The following is a 16,627-nucleotide window of genomic DNA, read 5'->3' as shown; positions in this document are numbered from 1 at the left end:
GATTGCCGGGTCAAGCCCGGCAATGACGATGGGTGTGTGGGACGCCGCTGTCGACTACAGCAAATCCCCGCCGGCCGCGCTCGCGGTGGTGCCGTGCTCGCGGAACGCCTTGATGACGTTCTTGCCGATCTTCCACTTGTGCACCTCGTCGGGACCGTCGACCAGCCGCTGCGAGCGCACCTGCGTGTACCATTTCGCCAGCGGCGTATCCTGGCTGAAGCCGAGTGCGCCGTGGAGCTGGATCGCGGTGTCGATCACCTTGTGCACCATGTGGGCGTGGAAGATCTTTGCGATCGAGTTCTCCTGGCGGATGTCGAGGCCCTTCTCCGCCTTATAGGCGATGTGCAGCAGCATCAGCCGGCCGATATAGAGCTCGCTCGCGCAATCGGCGAGCATGAACTGCACCGCCTGGCGGTCGGCCAGCAGCTGGCCGAAGGTCGAGCGCTTGGTGACGTGGGCGGCCGCCATGTCGAGCGCGCGCTGCGCCTTGGCGACGTTGTGCATGCCGTGGCGCAGCCGGCCATAGGCGAGGCGGTGCTGGCCCATGTTGAAGCCGTTGCCCTCGCCGCCGAGCAGATTGTCGGCGGGCACCTTCAGATCCTTGATCTCGATCTCGGAGTGGCCGCCATGGATCACATCGTCATGCGGGCCCTCGATCGCCATGTTGGCGACGTTGCGCTTGATGCGGTAGCCGGGGTTGGGCAGCTCGACGATGAAGGTCGAGTATTGCTTGTGGCGCGGTGCGTTCGGATCGGTCTTCGCCATGACAAGCGCGAGGTCGGCGACGCTCGCCGAGGACGAGAACCATTTCTCGCCGTTGAGGATGTAGTTCTCATTGCCGTCCTTCACGGCGGTGGTCTGCATGCCGGTGGCGTCGGCGCCGGCGGCCTTCTCGGTCATCGAGAAGCAGATCCGCTTCTCGCCGTTCAGCAGGGGTTTAAGGAATTTCTCCTTCTGGTACTCGGTGCCGTGCGCCAGGATCGTCATCATCGAGGCGTCGTCCGGCCCCTGCGTGTTCATCGAGAGCGCGCCGAGCATGCTTTCGCCGAGCTCCATCTGCACCAGCGCATTCGCGAGCGGGCCGAGGCCCATACCGCCATACTCCTTCGGCACGAAGGGGCACCACAGGCCCTGCGCGCGGGCCTTCTTCCGCAGCGGTCCCAGCACCTCGGCAAGCGGCTTGGTGTCGAGTTCCTTTTCCGCCGGAATGCACTCGTCGTGCACGAATTTGCGGACCTTCTCGCGGATCGCCTTGGCTTCGGCCGGAATCTCGAAATCGATCGACATGGCACTTCCTCATTTCGTGTTGTTGTTGGTTGGGCTTGAGGATGGCATAAACCTCACTTGGGCCAGCGGCAACGCCGAACAAAGTTTGAAGCACGGCGCACGCGACCGGGGGAGCCACCGATGCCTGATCTCGCTGATCTTTTTCCCGGCTATGAGTCCAAATGGATCAACACCTCGCAGGGCCGCATCTTCGCCCGCGTCGGCGGCAAGGGCCCGCCATTGCTGTTGCTGCACGGCTTCTCCTCGACGCATGTGATGTGGCACACGGTCGCGCCGAAGCTTGATGACAAGTTCACGCTGATCATCGCCGATCTGCCGGGCTACGGCTGGTCCGACATGCCGGACAGCGACAAGGACCATACGCCCTACACCAAGCGAGCCTGGGCGAAGACCATGGTCGAGGCGATGGAGCAGCTCGGGCATGTGCATTTCGCACTCGCCGGCCATGACCGCGGCGGCCGCGTCTCATATCGGCTCGCGCTCGATCATCCCGGCCGGCTGTCGAAGCTCGCGGTGCTCGATATCGCGCCGACCTACGATTACTGGCAGAAGCTCAATCGCCTCTCGGCGCTGAAGATCTACCACTGGGCGTTCCTGGCGCAGCCCTATCCGCTGCCGGAGACGCTGATCTCCAACAATGGCGAGTTCTTCCTCAAGGAGAAGATGGCGAGCCAGACCAGAACCAAGACGCTGGAGGCCATCGATCCGCGCGCGCTCGCGCATTACCTTGCGCCGTTCCGCGATCCAGCCCGCATCCACGCGATGTGCGAGGACTACCGCGCCGGCGCCTATGCCGACTATGAGATCGACAAGGCCGACGTCGACGCCGGCAACAAGATCACGATCCCGATGCTGGCGTTGTGGGGCGATGCCGGCGTTGCCAGCGCGGCAACCACGCCGCTCGACACCTGGAAGAACTGGGCGACCAATGTCAGCGGCGCGCCGGTGGCGTCGGGGCATTTTCTGCCCGAGGAGGCTCCGGACGCGACGGCGAAGCTGCTGCGGGAGTTTTTCCTGGCGGTTTAGCCGTAGCGGTTAAGCCCGTCATCCTGAGGAGCGGGGAACGCGCGTCTCGAAGGATGCACGGCCCGGCCGCTGGCCGTCGATCCTTCGAGACGCGCTACGCGCTCCTCAGGATGACGGGGATATGCCTGGCGTGCGTTGGAAGCAGCGTAGCCGGATGAAGCGAAGCGAAATCCGGGGCGGTCTCCGCGGAGAGAGCTCCCCGGATTTCGCTGCGCTTCATCCGGGCTACGGGAGCGCGCCTCTACCGCCGCGCCTTGAAAAAATCCTTCAGCAGCGTCGCAGACTCGGTCTCGCCGACTGCGCCGTAGACCTCCGGCACGTGGTGGCAGGTCGGCTGCGCGAAGAACCGCACGCCTGACTCGACCGCGCCGCCTTTGGGGTCGGCGGCGCCGTAGTACAGCCGGCGGATGCGGGCAAAGGAGATCGCGCCGGCGCACATGGTGCAGGGCTCCAGCGTCACGTAGAGGTCGCAATCGACCAGCCGTTCGGTGCCGATGGCCTCGGCGGCCTGCCGGATCGCCAGGACTTCCGCATGGGCGGTCGGATCGCGATCGGTGAGGGTGCGATTGCTGGCGGTGGCGATGATCTCGTAACCCCGGACAATCACGCATCCGATCGGAACTTCGCCGGCTTTTCCGGCGTTTTCGGCCGTTTTCAGCGCCAAATCCATGAAAGAAGGGGCTGACATGCCTCGTATCATCGGAAGAAACCTGCTAGTAGCTTCGCCTTCAGCAAAAGTGGATGCCGGTTTTGCGTCAAATGCGCTGCCAACAGGGCGCGTACGCCCGGCTGCCCTTGCACCCCAATTGAACGTCCAGCGAGATTATTCATGCCCCGCGACAGCGACAAAAACAACGATTCCCGCGGCCGGCGTGATCGGCCCGGCGGTGGCCAGGGCCGCGCCGGCGGTGGCAAGGGCCGCTCGGGCGCCGCCCGCGGACCGGACAAGAAATTTGCCAAGCGCGGCTTTGGCGACAAGAAGTTTGCCGGCAAGGGCGATGGCGAGAAGCGGCCCTATCGCGGCGGTCGCGAGGACCGTCCGCCGCGCCGCGAGTTCGGCGACAAGCCGAGGTTCAACCGCGATGACGCCCGTGGCGATCGGCCATTCCGCGATCGTCCGGCCCGAGACGGCGATGGCGAGAAGCGCACGTTCAAGCCGCGCGGCGACCGGCCGAGATTTGATCGCGGCGGGGATGGCGAAAAGCGTTCGTTCAAGCCGCGCGAAGATCGCGGCGGCGAAAAGCGCCCCTTTACGCCCCGCGGCGACCGCCCGAACTATAATCGCGACGACCGCGCGCCGCGGCGTGATCGCGATGATGCGCGCCCGGCGGGGCGGTTTGCCGATCGGAAGTTCGGCGACCGGAAGCCTTACGCGCCGCGCGAACGTGATGGCGAGAAGCGGCCCTATACGCCGCGTGGCGAGCGATCGTTCGGCGACCGTCCTTCGCGCGATGGCGACCGGCCCGCACGGAAATTCGGCGGCGACAGCAAGTTCAAGCGCGGTGCGGCGGATCGCGGCGGCGATCGTGATCGTGGCGATCGCGGCCCGCGCAAGGACTTTGGTGACCGGCCGCCGCGCGGCGAATCCAAGCCGTGGCAGAAGCGCGAGGGCGGCACCGATCGTCCGGAGCGTGGTTCGCGCCCGTTCCGCGACGGCCCGCGCAATTTCGACAAGCCGCGTTACGACAGGCCGCGCGACGATCGCGGCGGCGGCGAGCGGCCGCGGTTTTCGCGCTCCCGCGACGATCGCGAGCAGGGCGATCGCCATGAGCGGCCGAAGTTCAGCCGGCCGCGCTGGGATCGCAAGGGCGACTCCGGGGGGCGTGACGAAGAAGCCGGCGATCGTCGCCGCGAGCGCCCCGAAGGCCGCACCGACTGGCAGGAGCATCCGCGCAGCGAGGGCCGTTTCGGTGATCGGCCGCGCCGCGAGAATGAGGACGACAGCAAGGTCTTTGCCAAGCGCCCGGCGTTCGGTGGCCGCGGTGCCTATCGCGAACGCTCCTACGATGACCGCCGCGAGCGTCCCGAGCCGAAGCCGAAAAAGGCGGGCGAGCGCATCGCCAAGGTGCTGGCGCGCGCCGGTCTCGCCTCGCGCCGCGATGCCGAGGAGATCGTCACCCAGGGCCGCGTCACGGTCAACGGACGCGTGATCAACTCGCCGGCGCTCGACATCACCGAGAACGATGTCGTGGCGGTCGACGGCAAGCCGTTGCCGCCGCGCGAGCGGACGCGGCTGTTCATGTATCACAAGCCGCGCGGGCTGATGACGACGCATGCCGACCCCGAGGGACGGCCGACCGTGTTCGACAATCTGCCCGAGGGCCTGCCGCGGCTGATCTCGATCGGCCGGCTCGATTTCAACACCGAGGGCCTGCTGCTGCTCACCAATGACGGCGGCCTGGCGCGGACGCTGGAGCATCCCGACACCGGATGGCTGCGGCGCTACCGCGTGCGCGCGCATGGCGAGGTGACGCAGGGCCAGCTCGACCAGCTCAAGGACGGCGTCGAGGTCGACGGCGTCAAATACGGACCGATCGACGCGACGCTGGAGCGCGACCAGAGCGCCAACGTCTGGGTGGTGTTCGCGATCCGCGAGGGCAAGAACCGCGAGGTGCGCAACGTGATGGCGCATCTCGGGCTCGAGGTGAACCGGCTGATCCGGATCTCCTACGGCCCGTTCCAGCTCGGCGAGCTCGAGGAGGGCAAGGTCGAGGAGGTCAAGACGCGGGTGCTGCGCGAGCAGCTCGGCGAGAAGATCGCCAAGGTCGCAGGTGCGGACTTCACGCGGCCGGAGCAGCGTGACGCCGCCGACGGCGACGATGCGCCCGCCAGGAAGCCGAAGCCCAGCAAGCGCGAAACGATCAATGACCGCAAGGGCCGCCGCGTGCTGGTGCAACGCACCGGCAGCGAGGAAGCCCGCGCCCGCAACGAGGACGAGGCCAACGGCTACGGCCCGCCGCGCCGTCCCAAGCGCGGCTATCACGGCAAGCGCGATCTCACGCCGAAGGACGAGTAACGGTCGATGCGCGTCGTCGGGGGCAGGCTGAAGGGCCGCAATCTCGCGTCGCCGTCGGGCCGCGAGATCCGTCCGACCGCGGACCGCCTGCGCGAGTCCGTGTTCAATATCCTCGTCCACGCCTACGACAATCCGATTGAGGACGCCCGCGTGCTCGATCTGTTTGCCGGCACCGGGGCGCTCGGCATCGAGGCGGTTTCGCGCGGCGCGAAGTTCACGCTGTTCGTCGACAATGGCGCCGAGGCGCGGGCGCTGCTGCGCAACAATGTCGAGTCGCTCGGCCTTGGCGGGACGACCAAGGTCTATCGCCGGGATGCCACCGATCTCGGACCTGCGCATCCGGTCGAGCCGTTCTCGCTGGTGTTCCTCGATCCGCCCTATGGCAAGGGGCTCGCCGACAAGGCGCTCGTCTCGCTGCGCGACGGCGGCTGGTTGACGCCGGGCGCGCTGCTCGTCGTCGAGGAGGCGAAGGCCGCGGCGTTCGCGGCGCCCGCAGGGTTCGAGGAGCTCGAGCGGCGCGCCTATGACGACACGGAGTTCGTGTTCCTTCGCGAAAAAGTGTAGGGGCGCATTGGTGTCAGCGTCATCCGCTGACTTTATGGTGGTTGCGCCTTCTCCACCCCGAGACTGATTCAACGCCGTTTGCGGAGCGCGAACCATGGCCGACACTCTTGCCGGACTGGCCGGTCAGCTGGAGACGCACGTCAAGGCGTTGCGCCGTGCGGGTGATGACGCAGCGCTGCTTGCAGCCGCGCGCGATGCCGCCGACCAGATCGAGCGCGGTTGTGGCGCGCAGGATGGCGATGAGCGTGAAGCGCTCACAATGGTTCAGCGGTGGACGTTCAACGCGGCCGCCGATTGCTGGCCGGGCTGGAGCGTTTCCGACAAGCCGATCAGCCCGGACAATCTGCTCGCCGCGCGCGAGCTTGCAGAACGCTCGCTCGGGCTGGTGCGGACCCTGGAGCTCGGACCGTTGCGCGAGGCAACGGGCGTCTGGATGGTGGGAGCGTTCGATCTGGCGCTCGGTCGATACCACGAGGCCTCGCAGCTCTTCCGCGAGGCGCGGGAGCAGTATGTTGCAGCGAGCGCGCCCGGCCTCGTGCTGCTGACGGATGGCTATGCCGCGATCGTCCGGCAGGTCGGCAAGCAGGCAGCCGATGGCGATGATCTCGATCAGGTGTGCAAACGGATCGCGGCAGGCGGGTTCGAGGACGGCGATGAATGGATCGCACAGCTTCGCACCGCGCTGGAGGTCTTCGCCCGCAAGAATTCGTAGGATGGGTAGAGCGAAGCGAAACCCATCATGGTGCCGTGCGGAAAAAAGTTGATGGGTTTCGCTTCGCTCTACCCATCCTACGGGATCTTCATCGCCGCCCGAACAGCTTCTCGATATCGCTGAGCTTCAATTCGACATAGGTCGGCCGGCCGTGGTTGCACTGGCCGGAGTTCGGCGTGTCTTCCATCTCGCGGAGCAGCGCGTTCATCTCTTCCGGCTTGAGGCGTCTCCCGGCGCGGACCGAGCCGTGGCAGGCCATGGTGGCGGCGACGTGCATCAGCCGGCGCTCCAGCGGCAGCGCTTCGTCCCACTCGGCCATATGTTCTGCGAGGTCGCGCAGCAGCCCGGCCGCATTGGCCTTGCCGAGCAGCGAGGGCGTCTCGCGCACCGCGACCGCGCCGGGACCGAAGGATTCGATCGCGAGTCCGAACGATGCCAGCTCCTCGGCGCGATCGAGCAGCTTCTCGACGGTTGCCTCATCGAGCTCGACGATCTCGGGGATCAAGAGGATCTGCCGCTGCACGCCGTTCTTCGCCAGCGAGGCCTTCAATCTCTCATAGACGATGCGCTCATGCGCCGCGTGCTGGTCCACCACGATCAGGCCGTCGCGGGTCTGCGAGACGATATAGGTCTCGTGGATCTGGGTGCGCGCGGCGCCGAGCGGCCGGTCGAGCATATCGGGCGCGGCCGCGGCCTCGAAGCGGACATCGGCGGTCGGCGTGCCGACGTCGAAGGCGGCCTGCCCAGGCTCGGTGAAGGCCGGCGCCGCCGCGCCTTCGAACGCGCGCAGCGGATTGACCGGATAGGACGGCGAGCTGCGCCAGTCCCAATTGCCCGGGCGCGGTGGCGTGAAGGCGGGACGGAACGCCGAGAGCGCCGCGCCGTCAGCGGTGTTGGCCGCGGTGCGCTTGCCCTCGCGCGCCAGGCCATCCTTCAGAGCGTGCACGATCAGCGCGCGCACCAGGCCGGCATTGCGGAAGCGCACCTCGGTCTTGGCCGGATGCACATTGGCGTCGACGCCCTCGGGGTCGCAGGTGACGAACAGCGCCACCACGGGATGGCGGTCGCGCGGCAGATAGTCGGAATAGGCCGCGCGCACCGCGCCGAGGATCAGCTTGTCGCGCACCGGGCGGCCGTTGACGAACAGATATTGCCCGAGGGCATTGGCGCGGGTCAGCGACGGCGCGGCGGCAAAGCCTTCGACCGTGACGCCCTCGCGCTCGGCGCGGACCTCGATCGCCGAGCTACGGAAGTCCGCGCCCAGGATATCGCCGAGCCGCGTCAGGCGGCCGGCGGCGCCGGGCAGCGCGGCGGCCCAGGTGACCGGCGCACGCTCTTCGCCGGCCAGCGTGAAGGCGATGTCGGGGCGGGCCATGCCGAGGCGCCGCACCACCTCGCGGATCGCCTCCGCCTCGGTGCGGTCGGTCTTGAGGAATTTCAGCCGCGCCGGCGTTGCGTAGAAGAGTTCGTTAACCTCGACGCGGGTGCCTTGGCCGAGCGCGGCGGGCATGACCTCCGACTTCTCGCCGCCCTCGACCGACAGCGACCAGGCATGCGGTTCGCTGGCATGGCGCGTGGTGATGCCGAGCTTCGCCACCGCGCCGATCGATGGCAGCGCCTCGCCGCGGAACCCCAGCGTGCGGATGCGCAGGAGGTCCTCGTCGTCGAGCTTCGAGGTGGCGTGGCGGTCGACCGCGAGCGCGAGGTCGGTGCGCGTCATGCCGCCGCCATCGTCGGTGATACCGATCCGGCGCCGCCCCCCGCCATCGGTGAAAACGTCGATCCGGCTCGCGCCGGCGTCGATCGCGTTCTCGACCAGTTCCTTGACGACGCTCGCAGGGCGTTCGACCACTTCGCCGGCGGCGATGCGGTTGACGAGCTGTTCGGGAAGCTGGCGGACGGGCATGGGTTGAACGTTGGGAAAGCGATTCGAGGCTTGCGGTTACTATAAGTCGCCGCGCCGGCAAATGCATGGGAGGGCTAGGCCCATCGGCCGCACGTTGGGGATGATTCCGGCCTATCGCCTTGAAGACGCTCGTCTTCGGCGTCCGGTCCGTTACCCCCTACGTCGCGATTGTGGGGCCACGCACGCACAGGTATATCGTTTAGAAAAATTATAAGTTCTCGCCGGAGGAACGCCATGTGCCATCTTTTCGCGCACCAGCCGCAGCGTGACTATGAATCGCAGACCAGATCGCTGCGGATCGATGGCCATTGCACCTCGATTCGGCTTGAAATGTCGTTCTGGGACACGCTGGAGGAGATCGCGGCCAAGGAAGGCATGAGCCTGGCCAAGTTCCTCACCACCTTGCACAACGAGGTGCTCGACCATCACGGCGAGGTGAACAATTTCGCGTCGCTGCTGCGCTGCTCCTGCCTGATCTACCGCGCCAGGGCGAATGCGCCGGCGGTCGCTTCGGATTATCGCGAGACGGCGGCGATCATGGATGCCGCGGAATAGCGTCGCGCCGACCCATCACACAGGAAGAAAAAGCGGCCTTGTCCTGTTGGGCAAGGCCGCTTCAGTGTGAGGGGAACTGGATTTTCTTGCTGGAGCTTCGGTCCTGTTGAATCAGAACCCAAGCTCCAGCTTCTTGTTTCGACGCGTTTTCTTCACGCGAACCGGTGCCCACTTCGCTCGAAAACGCTCTAGATCTCCTTGCGCTGCATCGCGCCGGCGATGTGGTCGGCCTGCCGGATCGCCAGTGACACGATCGTCAGCGTCGGATTGCACGCCGCTCCGCTGGTGAACTGGCTGCCGTCGGAGACGAACAGGTTCTTGATGTCGTGGGTCTGGCCGAACTTGTTGACCACGCCATCGCGCGGCTTCTCGCTCATCCGGTTGGTGCCCATGTTGTGGGTCGAGGGATAGGGCGGCGTCGGATAGGTCGCGGTGGCGCCGACCGCTTCATAGACCGCGGAGCCCTGCTTGTAGGCGTGATCGCGCATCGCGACGTCGTTCGGATGATCGTCGAAATGCACGCTGGCGACCGGCAGGCCGAACTTGTCCTTGATTTTCGGATCCAGCGTGACGCGGTTGGTCTCCTGCGGCATGTCCTCGCCGACCAGCCACATGCCGGCCATCCGCGGATAGCCCTCGATCGCGCTGGTGAAGCTGCGGCCCCAGGCGCCGGGATTGAGGAACGCCGCCATGAAGGGCAGTCCGAGCGATAGCGTCTCCATCTCGTAGCCGCCGACGAAGCCGCGGCTCGGATTGTTCTTCGCCTCGTCTCGGATGATGCCGGCCATCGTGGTGCCGCGATACATGTGCACCGACTTCTCGAAGCTCGCATACACGCTGCCGGTCATGTGCCGCATATAGTTGCGGCCGACCTGGCCCGATGAATTGGCGAGCCCGTCCGGGAACATGCTGGAAGCGCTGTTGAGCAACAGCCGCGGGCTCTCGATCGAATTGCCGGCGACCGCAACCACGCGGGCCTTCTGGCGCTGCATCGCGCCGGTCGCATCGGCATAGACCACGCCGGTGACCTTGCCGGACTGGTCGTGCTCGATCTTGATCACCATGCTGCCGGGACGCACTTCGAGATTTCCGGTGGCTTCGCCCTTCGGGATCTCGGTGTAGAGCGTCGACCATTTGGCGCCCGACTTGCAGCCCTGGAAGCAGAAGCCGATCTGCTGGCAAGAGCTGCGGCCGTCGCGCGGCTCGCTGTTGATCGCCATCCGCCCGGTGTGCACTTCCTTGTAGCCGAGCTTCTTGGCACCGGCCTCCATTACCTTGAAGTTGTTGTTGCCAGGCAGTCCGGGGATGCCGTTGGTGCGGGTGACGCCCATCTTGTCCTCGGCCTTGGCGTACCACGGCTCCATCTCGGCGAGCGTGATCGGCCAGTCCAACAGGTTGGCGCCGGGGATGCCGCCATAGGCCGACTTGATCTTGAACTCATGCTCGTCGAAACGCAGCGAGGCGCCGGCCCAATGCGTGGTCGAGCCGCCGACCGCCTTCACGATCCAGGCCGGCAGGCCCGGAAAATCCTGGTGGACGCGCCAGCTGCCCGAGGTCGAGCGCGCGTCGGACCAGGCGAGCTGCGTGAAGCTGTCCCATTCATCGTTGATGAAGTCCTGGTTCTCGATGCGCGGTCCGGCTTCCAGGATCACGACCTTGATGCCCTTCTGCGCCAGCTCATTGCCGAGCGTTCCGCCGCCGGCACCGGAGCCGACGATCACGACAACGCCGCTGTCATTCAGATCGAATTTTGCCATTGTTTCCTCCTGGGCGTTAGCTGCTGCCGCGCGATGGGTCATCGCGCCATGATTCATTTTTCGAGCATGATCTGTTCGGAAAACCGCTTCACACTTTTCCGGATCATGCTCTAGGCCTTCGGCAGCCAGTCGATATCGGCGAAGCCGCGCTTGATGTAGCCGCCATGCTCGGCGGAGGAGCCCTCGTAGCCGAACCGCGGCCAGACCTCCTTGTTGTTGTAGAGCGAGACGATGAGGTCGCCGCGGATCTTCTGGAAGAACGCGCTTTGCTCGATCTGTTGCAGCAGCGCGACGCGATCGTTCTCCCAGGCGACCTGGGCATAAGGCATCTTGTGTCGGTCGTTGGCCGCCTGATCCAACCGGGCTATGCCCTCATTGATCAGCGATTTGACCGCCGGATCCTTGGCGGCCTTGTCATCCCACGGCTTGACCGCAGCGATGTAGTAGCTGTCGCCGAGGAAATCGTGCGGATAGATGTCGCGCGCCACCTTCAGCAATGTCTTCATGGTGGCCGGCGTCAGCGTGCCCGCCTCATCGGCCCAAGCATCGGTGATGCCAAGCCCCGTGGACGTCGCGATCGCGACTGCGGGTGCCGTGACGGCCGCGCCTTTGAGAAAGACACGCCGGTCATATTTGCTGCGTCGATCGATTTCTCTCATGGGTTTCCTCCGTAGCTTATTTTCTGATTGGACTAGCCGAAGCGCCCGCCGCGCTGGATCACCTCGATCTTGTAGCCGTCGGGATCGGAGACGAAGAAGAAGCGCGCCAGCGTCTTGCCGTCATGCTTGAAGTCGCGCAGCGGCCCGGGCGACAGTTTCTCCTTCTCGAAACGCGCGTGCTCGGCATCGACATCATCGACGACGACAGCGAGATGGCCGTAGCCGTCGCCGAGCGCATAGGGTTCCTTGCGGTCGAAATTGACCGTGAGCTCCACCTCGAAAGGCGAGGAGCGATGGCGCAGATAGATCAGCGCGAAATCGCCAAATCTCAGATTGTCCGCGATCTCGAGCCCGAACGCGCGCTTGTAGAAGTCGAGCGCTTTGGCCTCGTCGAACACGCGGATCATCGAATGCACGGGTTTCGCCATTCAGTTCAGCTCCTTCAGGTAGGCGATGATCATGGCGCGGGTTTCCGGCTTGGCCTGTCGGTAGGCCATCACGGCGCCGGGGATCACCTGTTGTGGATTGGTCAGCCAGGCATCGAGCCTGGCGTCGTCCCAGACGAAATCCGCGCTTGTGAATCCTGCGGAATATTTGAATCCGTCAGCCTTGCCGGCCTGGCGGCCGACGATCTTGTAGAGCGAAGGTCCTTGCCGGACGGGATCCGAAATGTTGGTGGTGTGGCAGGTCGCGCATTGCTGCTTGAACAGCGTCGCCCCGTCGGGCGGCCTGGCGGCAGGCAAGGGCATTTGCGCAGCCGTCATTTGCACTGCAAACATCGCGCTGCAAAATCCCAGCGCCAACGTCCACCTTGCGCGCAGCTTTGTCATATACATCACCGCCTCTGTGCGATGACTGTAGGAGGCTGAAATCGGCCGTTGGTAGTAGCGGGCTGTTTCACAGCAGAACAAAGCTGGGCGGTGATCTGGCGCGGAACCGGTCGTTGCCGCATATGCGGACGACAAATCCGCAAAATGACCGCGAAATCCCTGCACGATCACCACACGACGCAGCTTGCATTGCGCGTGCGCCGTTTGCGGAAATTCAGTCTCGCGCGATGGGGTTCAGGGTCGGCGCTGCAAACGGCGCACACCTGCGCCGCTCCGTCCATCGTCAATCAAAGTCCTGGAGAAATGGATGACGTTTGCAAGAACCAGCGTGCTCGCCCTTGCCATCTCGGCCGCGATGGCCGGCCCCGTCCTGGCACAGGGCGCGACTACGCCGGATACCCAGCTTCGCGGCGGTGCACAGGGCCGAGGTACCCTGCAGCAGGGCGGCGGCATGTCCGGCAGCGGCGATGAGGAAATGGCGGCGCAGCCGACTTCGCCAGCGCAAAAGAGCGGCACCAGCGCCAAGTCGGGCAACAAGGGAACGGTCGGCAGCGGCCACGCCACACCCGAAGTCTGGTGGTTCCGAGATGGCGCCTGCAACCAAGAAGTATTGATCCCGCGATGATCGGATCCCGGACGCAGCGCCGTGCCTGCGCTGCGTCCGGTGCTCCCTGGAGCCTTTTCCGTTCCGATTGAATCGGAACGCGGCTCTAGATTCTAGTTTTGACGCGTTTTCATCACGCGAACCGGGTATCCACTTCGCTCGAAAACGCTCTAATCGTCGAAACGTTGACTGCCGCGTCCCGCCTTGATGTCGCTGCGGCGTTTCTTGCCTTCGAGCCGGCGCTTCTTTGAGCCGAGCGTCGGCCTGGTCGGCCGCCGCGGTGTCGGCCGCACCATCGCCTCCTTCAGCATCTCGAAGAGTCGCTCGATCGCGTCCGCGCGATTGCGCTCCTGGGTGCGGAAGCGGAACGCCTGAATCACGATCACGCCGTCCTTGGTCATGCGGCTGCCGGCGAGCCGCGCCAGCCGCTGCGCCGCGTCCGGCGGCAGCGCAACCTTGTGGGTGTCGAAGCGAAGCTGGGCTGCGGTCGAGACCTTGTTGACGTTCTGTCCGCCCGGACCGGAGGCACGGACAAAGACGATCTCAATGTCGTTCTCGTCGATCGTAAGGTCGCGGGACAGCCGCAGCATGACATCACCCGTGGAGGGAAGAATCGGCGGCCGCAGGATAGCGGGTTTGCGCTGGGCGTGCTTGGGCGGTGTTGATGCAGCGTTCGTTACATCAGCGTTCGGAGTGCGGGGCCACCCCTCTCCCCACCCTCCCCCGCAAGGGGGGAGGGAGCCTGACTAGTCTGCTCACCTCACATTGCGTCGCGGCCGACACTTTCGCGGTCGGGCAAGTAAGGGGCGCACAAGCGGATGGGCTCCCTCCCCCCTTGCGGGGGAGGGGCGGGGAGAGGGGTGGCCACAACGGTGGTGTGTATGAAGAAGCGGCGTGCGTAACCGCGTCAGTTCGCTTTCGGCGGCGCCGATGCCGGCTGCGCAGCGGCTTGCGGGGCGCGGCCGACGATCACGGTGAGCAGGCCGTTGCCCCACAGCCTCTTGGAGACTCGCTTGACGTCGTCGAGCGTCACCGCATCGACGATGGCGCTGCGCTTCTCGATGTAATCGATCGGCAGCTTGTCGAGCTGGTATTGCAGCATCGCCTGCGCGAGCTTGGAGGAGGTGTCGAGCGCCAGCATCTGCGAGCCCTTCAGATAGGACTTCGCCTCGTCGAGCTCCTGCTGCGTCGGACCCTCCTCGGCGATGCGGCGAATCTCCGCCTCGATCGCATCGACGGTCTCGCCGGCGCGGTCGGCGCGGGTACCGGTGTTGCCGATGAACAGCGCAGAGTGATCCATCCAGAGCAGCGCCTCATAGATCGAATAGGCCAGCCCGCGCTTCTCACGCACTTCCTTGTACAGCCGCGACGACAGCCCGCCGCCGCCGAGAATGTGGTTCACCACATAGGCGGCCATGAAGTCCGGGTCGTGCCTGTTGATGCCGGGGCCGCCGAAGGTGACGACGGTCTGCGGCACGTCGAGCGGGACAAAGGCGCGCTGCGGCGGCTTGGTCGCCACGACGTCGGGAATCGCCGTCAATTCGGCCTTGGCCGGCAGGCCGCCAAAGGTGTTGTCCAGGAGCTTGCCGAGCGTATCGGGGTCGACGTCGCCGACCACGGCGATCCGCAGCGTATCCTTGGCGATGATGCGGCGGACATAGTCCTTCAGATCGGCGATCTCGATGGTCGGCACGCTCTCGAGCGTGCCGGTCGCCATCCTGGCATAGGGATGGTCGCCGAAGGCGAGCTCGAGGAACTTGCGGCCTGAGAGCGAGGACGGATTGGTCGATTCGCGGCGCAGGTTCGAGATCACCTGGGCGCGGATGCGTTCGACGTCCTTCGGCTCGAACCGCGCCGAGGTCAGCGCCATCCGCAACAGGTCGTAGGCTTCGTCCTTGTTGTCCTTGAGCATGCGCAGCGAGCCGCGGAACTGATCGCGGTTGGACTGGAAGCTGAGCTCGATGGCGCGGCGCTCGAGCCGCTCATGATAGGTCTTGGAATCGAGATCGCCGGAGCCCTCGTCGAGCAGGTCGGCGACCAGATTGCCGACGCCGGGCTTGCCGGGCGGATCCTGGCTGGCGCCGCCGCCGAAGGAATATTCCATCGCGATCAGCGGCACGGTGGCGTCCTGCACGAACCACGCCTCGATGCCGCCGGGCGACACCAGCCGCTGGATCTTGGCCGCGGCCTGCGAGGGCGCCGAGGTCAGCGTCAGCATCGCGGCACAGGCGCCGCCGATCAGCGCCGCGCGGCGGGTGATGGAATAGGTCACGAGCGCTTCTCCTCGCGTTTCGGCGCAGTATCCTTGATCAGATAGCCGGTCACCGACCGCTTCTTGTCGAGCCAGGTGGCGGCTGCCGCGCGCACCTGCTCGGCGGTGACGGCGCGAATGCGATCCGGCCAGCTCCTGATGTCGTCGATGCTGAGCCCGGTGGTCAGCGCGCCGCCATACCAGCGCGCCAGCGTCGCCTGGTTGTCCTGGGCGTAGATCGCCTCCGCGATCAGCTGGGTCTTGACCCGTTCGAGGTCCTCTGCGCGGGCGGGGTTCTGCGCGAGATCGGCGATCACCTTGTCGATCGCGTCCTCGATCTGCGCGAACTCGACGCCGGCCTTGGGCGTTACCGCGATCGAGAATTGCGACGGATCGAGCGCGGTGCCCTGGTAGCCGGCGCCGGCCGAGATCGCGAGGCCCTTGTCGATCACCAGCGAGCGATAGAGGTAGGAGTTGGCGCCGCCGCCCATCAATTGCGCCAGCACATCGAGCGCCTGGCTCTCGCCTGCCGCCGCCGTGGTCGCCGACGGCACCAGATAGTAGCGGCGCAGGTTCGGCTGTTCGACGCGGGGATCCGACAGCGTCACGGTGCGCGGCGCGGCCGGTGTCGGCTCCTGCGGCCGGACACGCTTCTCGGGGATCGCAGGTTGCGCCGGGATCGGGCCGAAATTCTTCTCGACCAGCGGGCGGATATCCTTGACGTCGACGTCGCCGGCGATGACCAGGATCGCGTTGTTCGGCGCGTAGAAGCGGCGGTAGAAGGCGAGCGCATCCTCGCGGTCGAGCTTCTCGATCTCCTGGTGCCAGCCGATCACCGGCCGGCCATAGGGATGGTTGAGATAGAGCGCAGCCATGATCTGCTCGGTGAGCCGGGCATCCGGGTTGTTGGCAACCCGCATGTTGAACTCCTCGAGCACGACGTCGCGCTCGGGCAGCACATTCTCATCCTTCAGGATCAGGCCGGTCATGCGATCGGCCTCGAACTCCATCATGGTGGGCAGCTGCTCGCGCGGCACGCGCTGGAAGTAGCCGGTGTAGTCGTTGGAGGTGAAGGCGTTCTCGTTGCCGCCGACGCGCAGCACGGTCTGCGAGAACTCGCCGGCCGGGTGCTTGGCGGTGCCCTTGAACATCAGATGCTCGAGGAAATGCGCGAGGCCCGATTTGCCCGGCGTCTCGTCGGCGGAGCCGACCTTGTACCAGATCATCTGCGTCACGACGGGCGTGCGGTGATCGGGGATCACCACGACCTGCAGGCCGTTGTCGAGCGTGAAGCTCGCAGGGCGTTCCGAGGTGACGGTGGTCTGGGCGCGGAGGCTGCTGCCCGACAGTGGGATGGTTGAAACAAAGGCGGCAGCGAACAGGGCAATCGATCGGCGTGAGGGCATCATGGTCCTTATGGAAGCCTGAACAGATGGCCGGGCATGAAAGACGCCACCGTA

General features: G+C 65.7%; 16 protein-coding genes. 6 read left to right on the top strand and 10 right to left on the bottom strand.

The window, feature by feature from the left end:
* Window positions 1–54 precede the first annotated feature (54 nt).
* Entirely contained in the window at window positions 55–1,287 is a 1,233-nt protein-coding gene (locus ACVIGB_RS23945) for an acyl-CoA dehydrogenase family protein (RefSeq protein WP_038388024.1), read from the bottom strand.
* Between the two features lie 120 nt (window positions 1,288–1,407).
* Here ACVIGB_RS23945 and ACVIGB_RS23940 point away from each other — a divergent pair, with 120 nt between their 5' ends.
* On the top strand, window positions 1,408–2,313 hold the full coding sequence (locus tag ACVIGB_RS23940) for an alpha/beta fold hydrolase (protein WP_456720789.1): 906 nt from the start codon (window positions 1,408–1,410) through the stop codon (window positions 2,311–2,313).
* A 241-nt stretch (window positions 2,314–2,554) separates the two neighbouring features.
* On the opposite strand, the gene ACVIGB_RS23935 is transcribed toward ACVIGB_RS23940, so the two are convergent.
* Window positions 2,555–3,013, bottom strand: coding sequence for a nucleoside deaminase (locus ACVIGB_RS23935; protein WP_223967159.1), 459 nt, complete (start codon window positions 3,011–3,013; stop codon window positions 2,555–2,557).
* Between the two features lie 129 nt (window positions 3,014–3,142).
* On the opposite strand from ACVIGB_RS23935, the gene ACVIGB_RS23930 reads away from it, so the two are divergent.
* The 3 genes from ACVIGB_RS23930 to ACVIGB_RS23920 all read left to right on the top strand — a co-directional run bounded on the left by ACVIGB_RS23930 (window position 3,143) and on the right by ACVIGB_RS23920 (window position 6,605).
* Complete coding sequence (locus ACVIGB_RS23930; protein ID WP_456720790.1) at window positions 3,143–5,329, top strand: pseudouridine synthase; 2,187 nt, start codon at window positions 3,143–3,145, stop codon at window positions 5,327–5,329.
* 6 nt (window positions 5,330–5,335) lie between these two features.
* A complete protein-coding gene (gene rsmD / locus ACVIGB_RS23925) occupies window positions 5,336–5,893 on the top strand; it encodes a 16S rRNA (guanine(966)-N(2))-methyltransferase RsmD (RefSeq protein WP_092124078.1) in 558 nt (185 codons plus the stop codon).
* A gap of 94 nt (window positions 5,894–5,987) precedes the next feature.
* Entirely contained in the window at window positions 5,988–6,605 is a 618-nt protein-coding gene (locus ACVIGB_RS23920) for a hypothetical protein (protein WP_456720791.1), read from the top strand.
* Between the two features lie 88 nt (window positions 6,606–6,693).
* Here ACVIGB_RS23920 and mutL read toward each other — a convergent pair whose 3' ends face one another.
* Window positions 6,694–8,511, bottom strand: a complete 1,818-nt coding sequence (mutL, locus tag ACVIGB_RS23915; protein ID WP_456720792.1) for a DNA mismatch repair endonuclease MutL — start codon at window positions 8,509–8,511, stop codon at window positions 6,694–6,696.
* A gap of 234 nt (window positions 8,512–8,745) precedes the next feature.
* On the opposite strand from mutL, the gene ACVIGB_RS23910 reads away from it, so the two are divergent.
* Window positions 8,746–9,066, top strand: coding sequence for a ribbon-helix-helix domain-containing protein (locus ACVIGB_RS23910; RefSeq protein WP_092124081.1), 321 nt, complete (start codon window positions 8,746–8,748; stop codon window positions 9,064–9,066).
* Window positions 9,067–9,254: 188 nt separating this feature from the next.
* Here ACVIGB_RS23910 and ACVIGB_RS23905 read toward each other — a convergent pair whose 3' ends face one another.
* From ACVIGB_RS23905 to ACVIGB_RS23890, 4 genes are all read right to left on the bottom strand, one after another.
* Window positions 9,255–10,823, bottom strand: a complete 1,569-nt coding sequence (locus tag ACVIGB_RS23905; protein WP_456720793.1) for a GMC family oxidoreductase — start codon at window positions 10,821–10,823, stop codon at window positions 9,255–9,257.
* Window positions 10,824–10,933: 110 nt separating this feature from the next.
* A complete protein-coding gene (locus ACVIGB_RS23900) occupies window positions 10,934–11,482 on the bottom strand; it encodes a gluconate 2-dehydrogenase subunit 3 family protein (protein ID WP_456720794.1) in 549 nt (182 codons plus the stop codon).
* A 32-nt stretch (window positions 11,483–11,514) separates the two neighbouring features.
* On the bottom strand, window positions 11,515–11,910 hold the full coding sequence (locus tag ACVIGB_RS23895; protein WP_456720795.1) for a VOC family protein: 396 nt from the start codon (window positions 11,908–11,910) through the stop codon (window positions 11,515–11,517).
* A complete protein-coding gene (locus tag ACVIGB_RS23890; RefSeq protein ID WP_456725085.1) occupies window positions 11,911–12,231 on the bottom strand; it encodes a c-type cytochrome in 321 nt (106 codons plus the stop codon).
* A gap of 388 nt (window positions 12,232–12,619) precedes the next feature.
* Between ACVIGB_RS23890 and ACVIGB_RS23885 the strand changes: the two genes are divergently transcribed.
* Complete coding sequence (locus ACVIGB_RS23885) at window positions 12,620–12,937, top strand: hypothetical protein (protein WP_456749222.1); 318 nt, start codon at window positions 12,620–12,622, stop codon at window positions 12,935–12,937.
* 149 nt (window positions 12,938–13,086) lie between these two features.
* Here the strand turns inward: ACVIGB_RS23885 and arfB are convergent, their stop codons facing one another.
* The 3 genes from arfB to ACVIGB_RS23870 form a co-directional block, all read right to left on the bottom strand.
* Entirely contained in the window at window positions 13,087–13,506 is a 420-nt protein-coding gene (gene arfB, locus ACVIGB_RS23880; RefSeq protein WP_456720797.1) for an alternative ribosome rescue aminoacyl-tRNA hydrolase ArfB, read from the bottom strand.
* A gap of 317 nt (window positions 13,507–13,823) precedes the next feature.
* Window positions 13,824–15,188 (bottom strand): M16 family metallopeptidase, encoded by a 1,365-nt coding sequence (locus tag ACVIGB_RS23875; protein WP_456720798.1) that lies wholly within the window; start codon window positions 15,186–15,188, stop codon window positions 13,824–13,826.
* A complete protein-coding gene (locus ACVIGB_RS23870) occupies window positions 15,185–16,576 on the bottom strand; it encodes a M16 family metallopeptidase (protein ID WP_456720799.1) in 1,392 nt (463 codons plus the stop codon). Before ACVIGB_RS23870 ends, ACVIGB_RS23875 begins: the two co-directional genes overlap by 4 nt.
* Window positions 16,577–16,627: the final 51 nt, after the last annotated feature.

It is taken from the genome of Bradyrhizobium sp. USDA 4341 (assembly GCF_054063755.1).
This window is presented reverse-complemented; position numbering and strand designations above follow the sequence as displayed.

Coding starts and splice junctions, on each gene's coding strand:
- ACVIGB_RS23945 (WP_038388024.1), bottom strand. CDS start 1,287: ATGTCGATCGATTTCGAGATTCCGGCCGAAGCCAAGGCGATCCGCGAG.
- ACVIGB_RS23940 (WP_456720789.1), top strand. CDS start 1,408: ATGCCTGATCTCGCTGATCTTTTTCCCGGCTATGAGTCCAAATGGATC.
- ACVIGB_RS23935 (WP_223967159.1), bottom strand. CDS start 3,013: ATGATACGAGGCATGTCAGCCCCTTCTTTCATGGATTTGGCGCTGAAA.
- ACVIGB_RS23930 (WP_456720790.1), top strand. CDS start 3,143: ATGCCCCGCGACAGCGACAAAAACAACGATTCCCGCGGCCGGCGTGAT.
- rsmD (WP_092124078.1), top strand. CDS start 5,336: ATGCGCGTCGTCGGGGGCAGGCTGAAGGGCCGCAATCTCGCGTCGCCG.
- ACVIGB_RS23920 (WP_456720791.1), top strand. CDS start 5,988: ATGGCCGACACTCTTGCCGGACTGGCCGGTCAGCTGGAGACGCACGTC.
- mutL (WP_456720792.1), bottom strand. CDS start 8,511: ATGCCCGTCCGCCAGCTTCCCGAACAGCTCGTCAACCGCATCGCCGCC.
- ACVIGB_RS23910 (WP_092124081.1), top strand. CDS start 8,746: ATGTGCCATCTTTTCGCGCACCAGCCGCAGCGTGACTATGAATCGCAG.
- ACVIGB_RS23905 (WP_456720793.1), bottom strand. CDS start 10,823: ATGGCAAAATTCGATCTGAATGACAGCGGCGTTGTCGTGATCGTCGGC.
- ACVIGB_RS23900 (WP_456720794.1), bottom strand. CDS start 11,482: ATGAGAGAAATCGATCGACGCAGCAAATATGACCGGCGTGTCTTTCTC.
- ACVIGB_RS23895 (WP_456720795.1), bottom strand. CDS start 11,910: ATGGCGAAACCCGTGCATTCGATGATCCGCGTGTTCGACGAGGCCAAA.
- ACVIGB_RS23890 (WP_456725085.1), bottom strand. CDS start 12,231: ATGCCCTTGCCTGCCGCCAGGCCGCCCGACGGGGCGACGCTGTTCAAG.
- ACVIGB_RS23885 (WP_456749222.1), top strand. CDS start 12,620: ATGACGTTTGCAAGAACCAGCGTGCTCGCCCTTGCCATCTCGGCCGCG.
- arfB (WP_456720797.1), bottom strand. CDS start 13,506: ATGCTGCGGCTGTCCCGCGACCTTACGATCGACGAGAACGACATTGAG.
- ACVIGB_RS23870 (WP_456720799.1), bottom strand. CDS start 16,576: ATGATGCCCTCACGCCGATCGATTGCCCTGTTCGCTGCCGCCTTTGTT.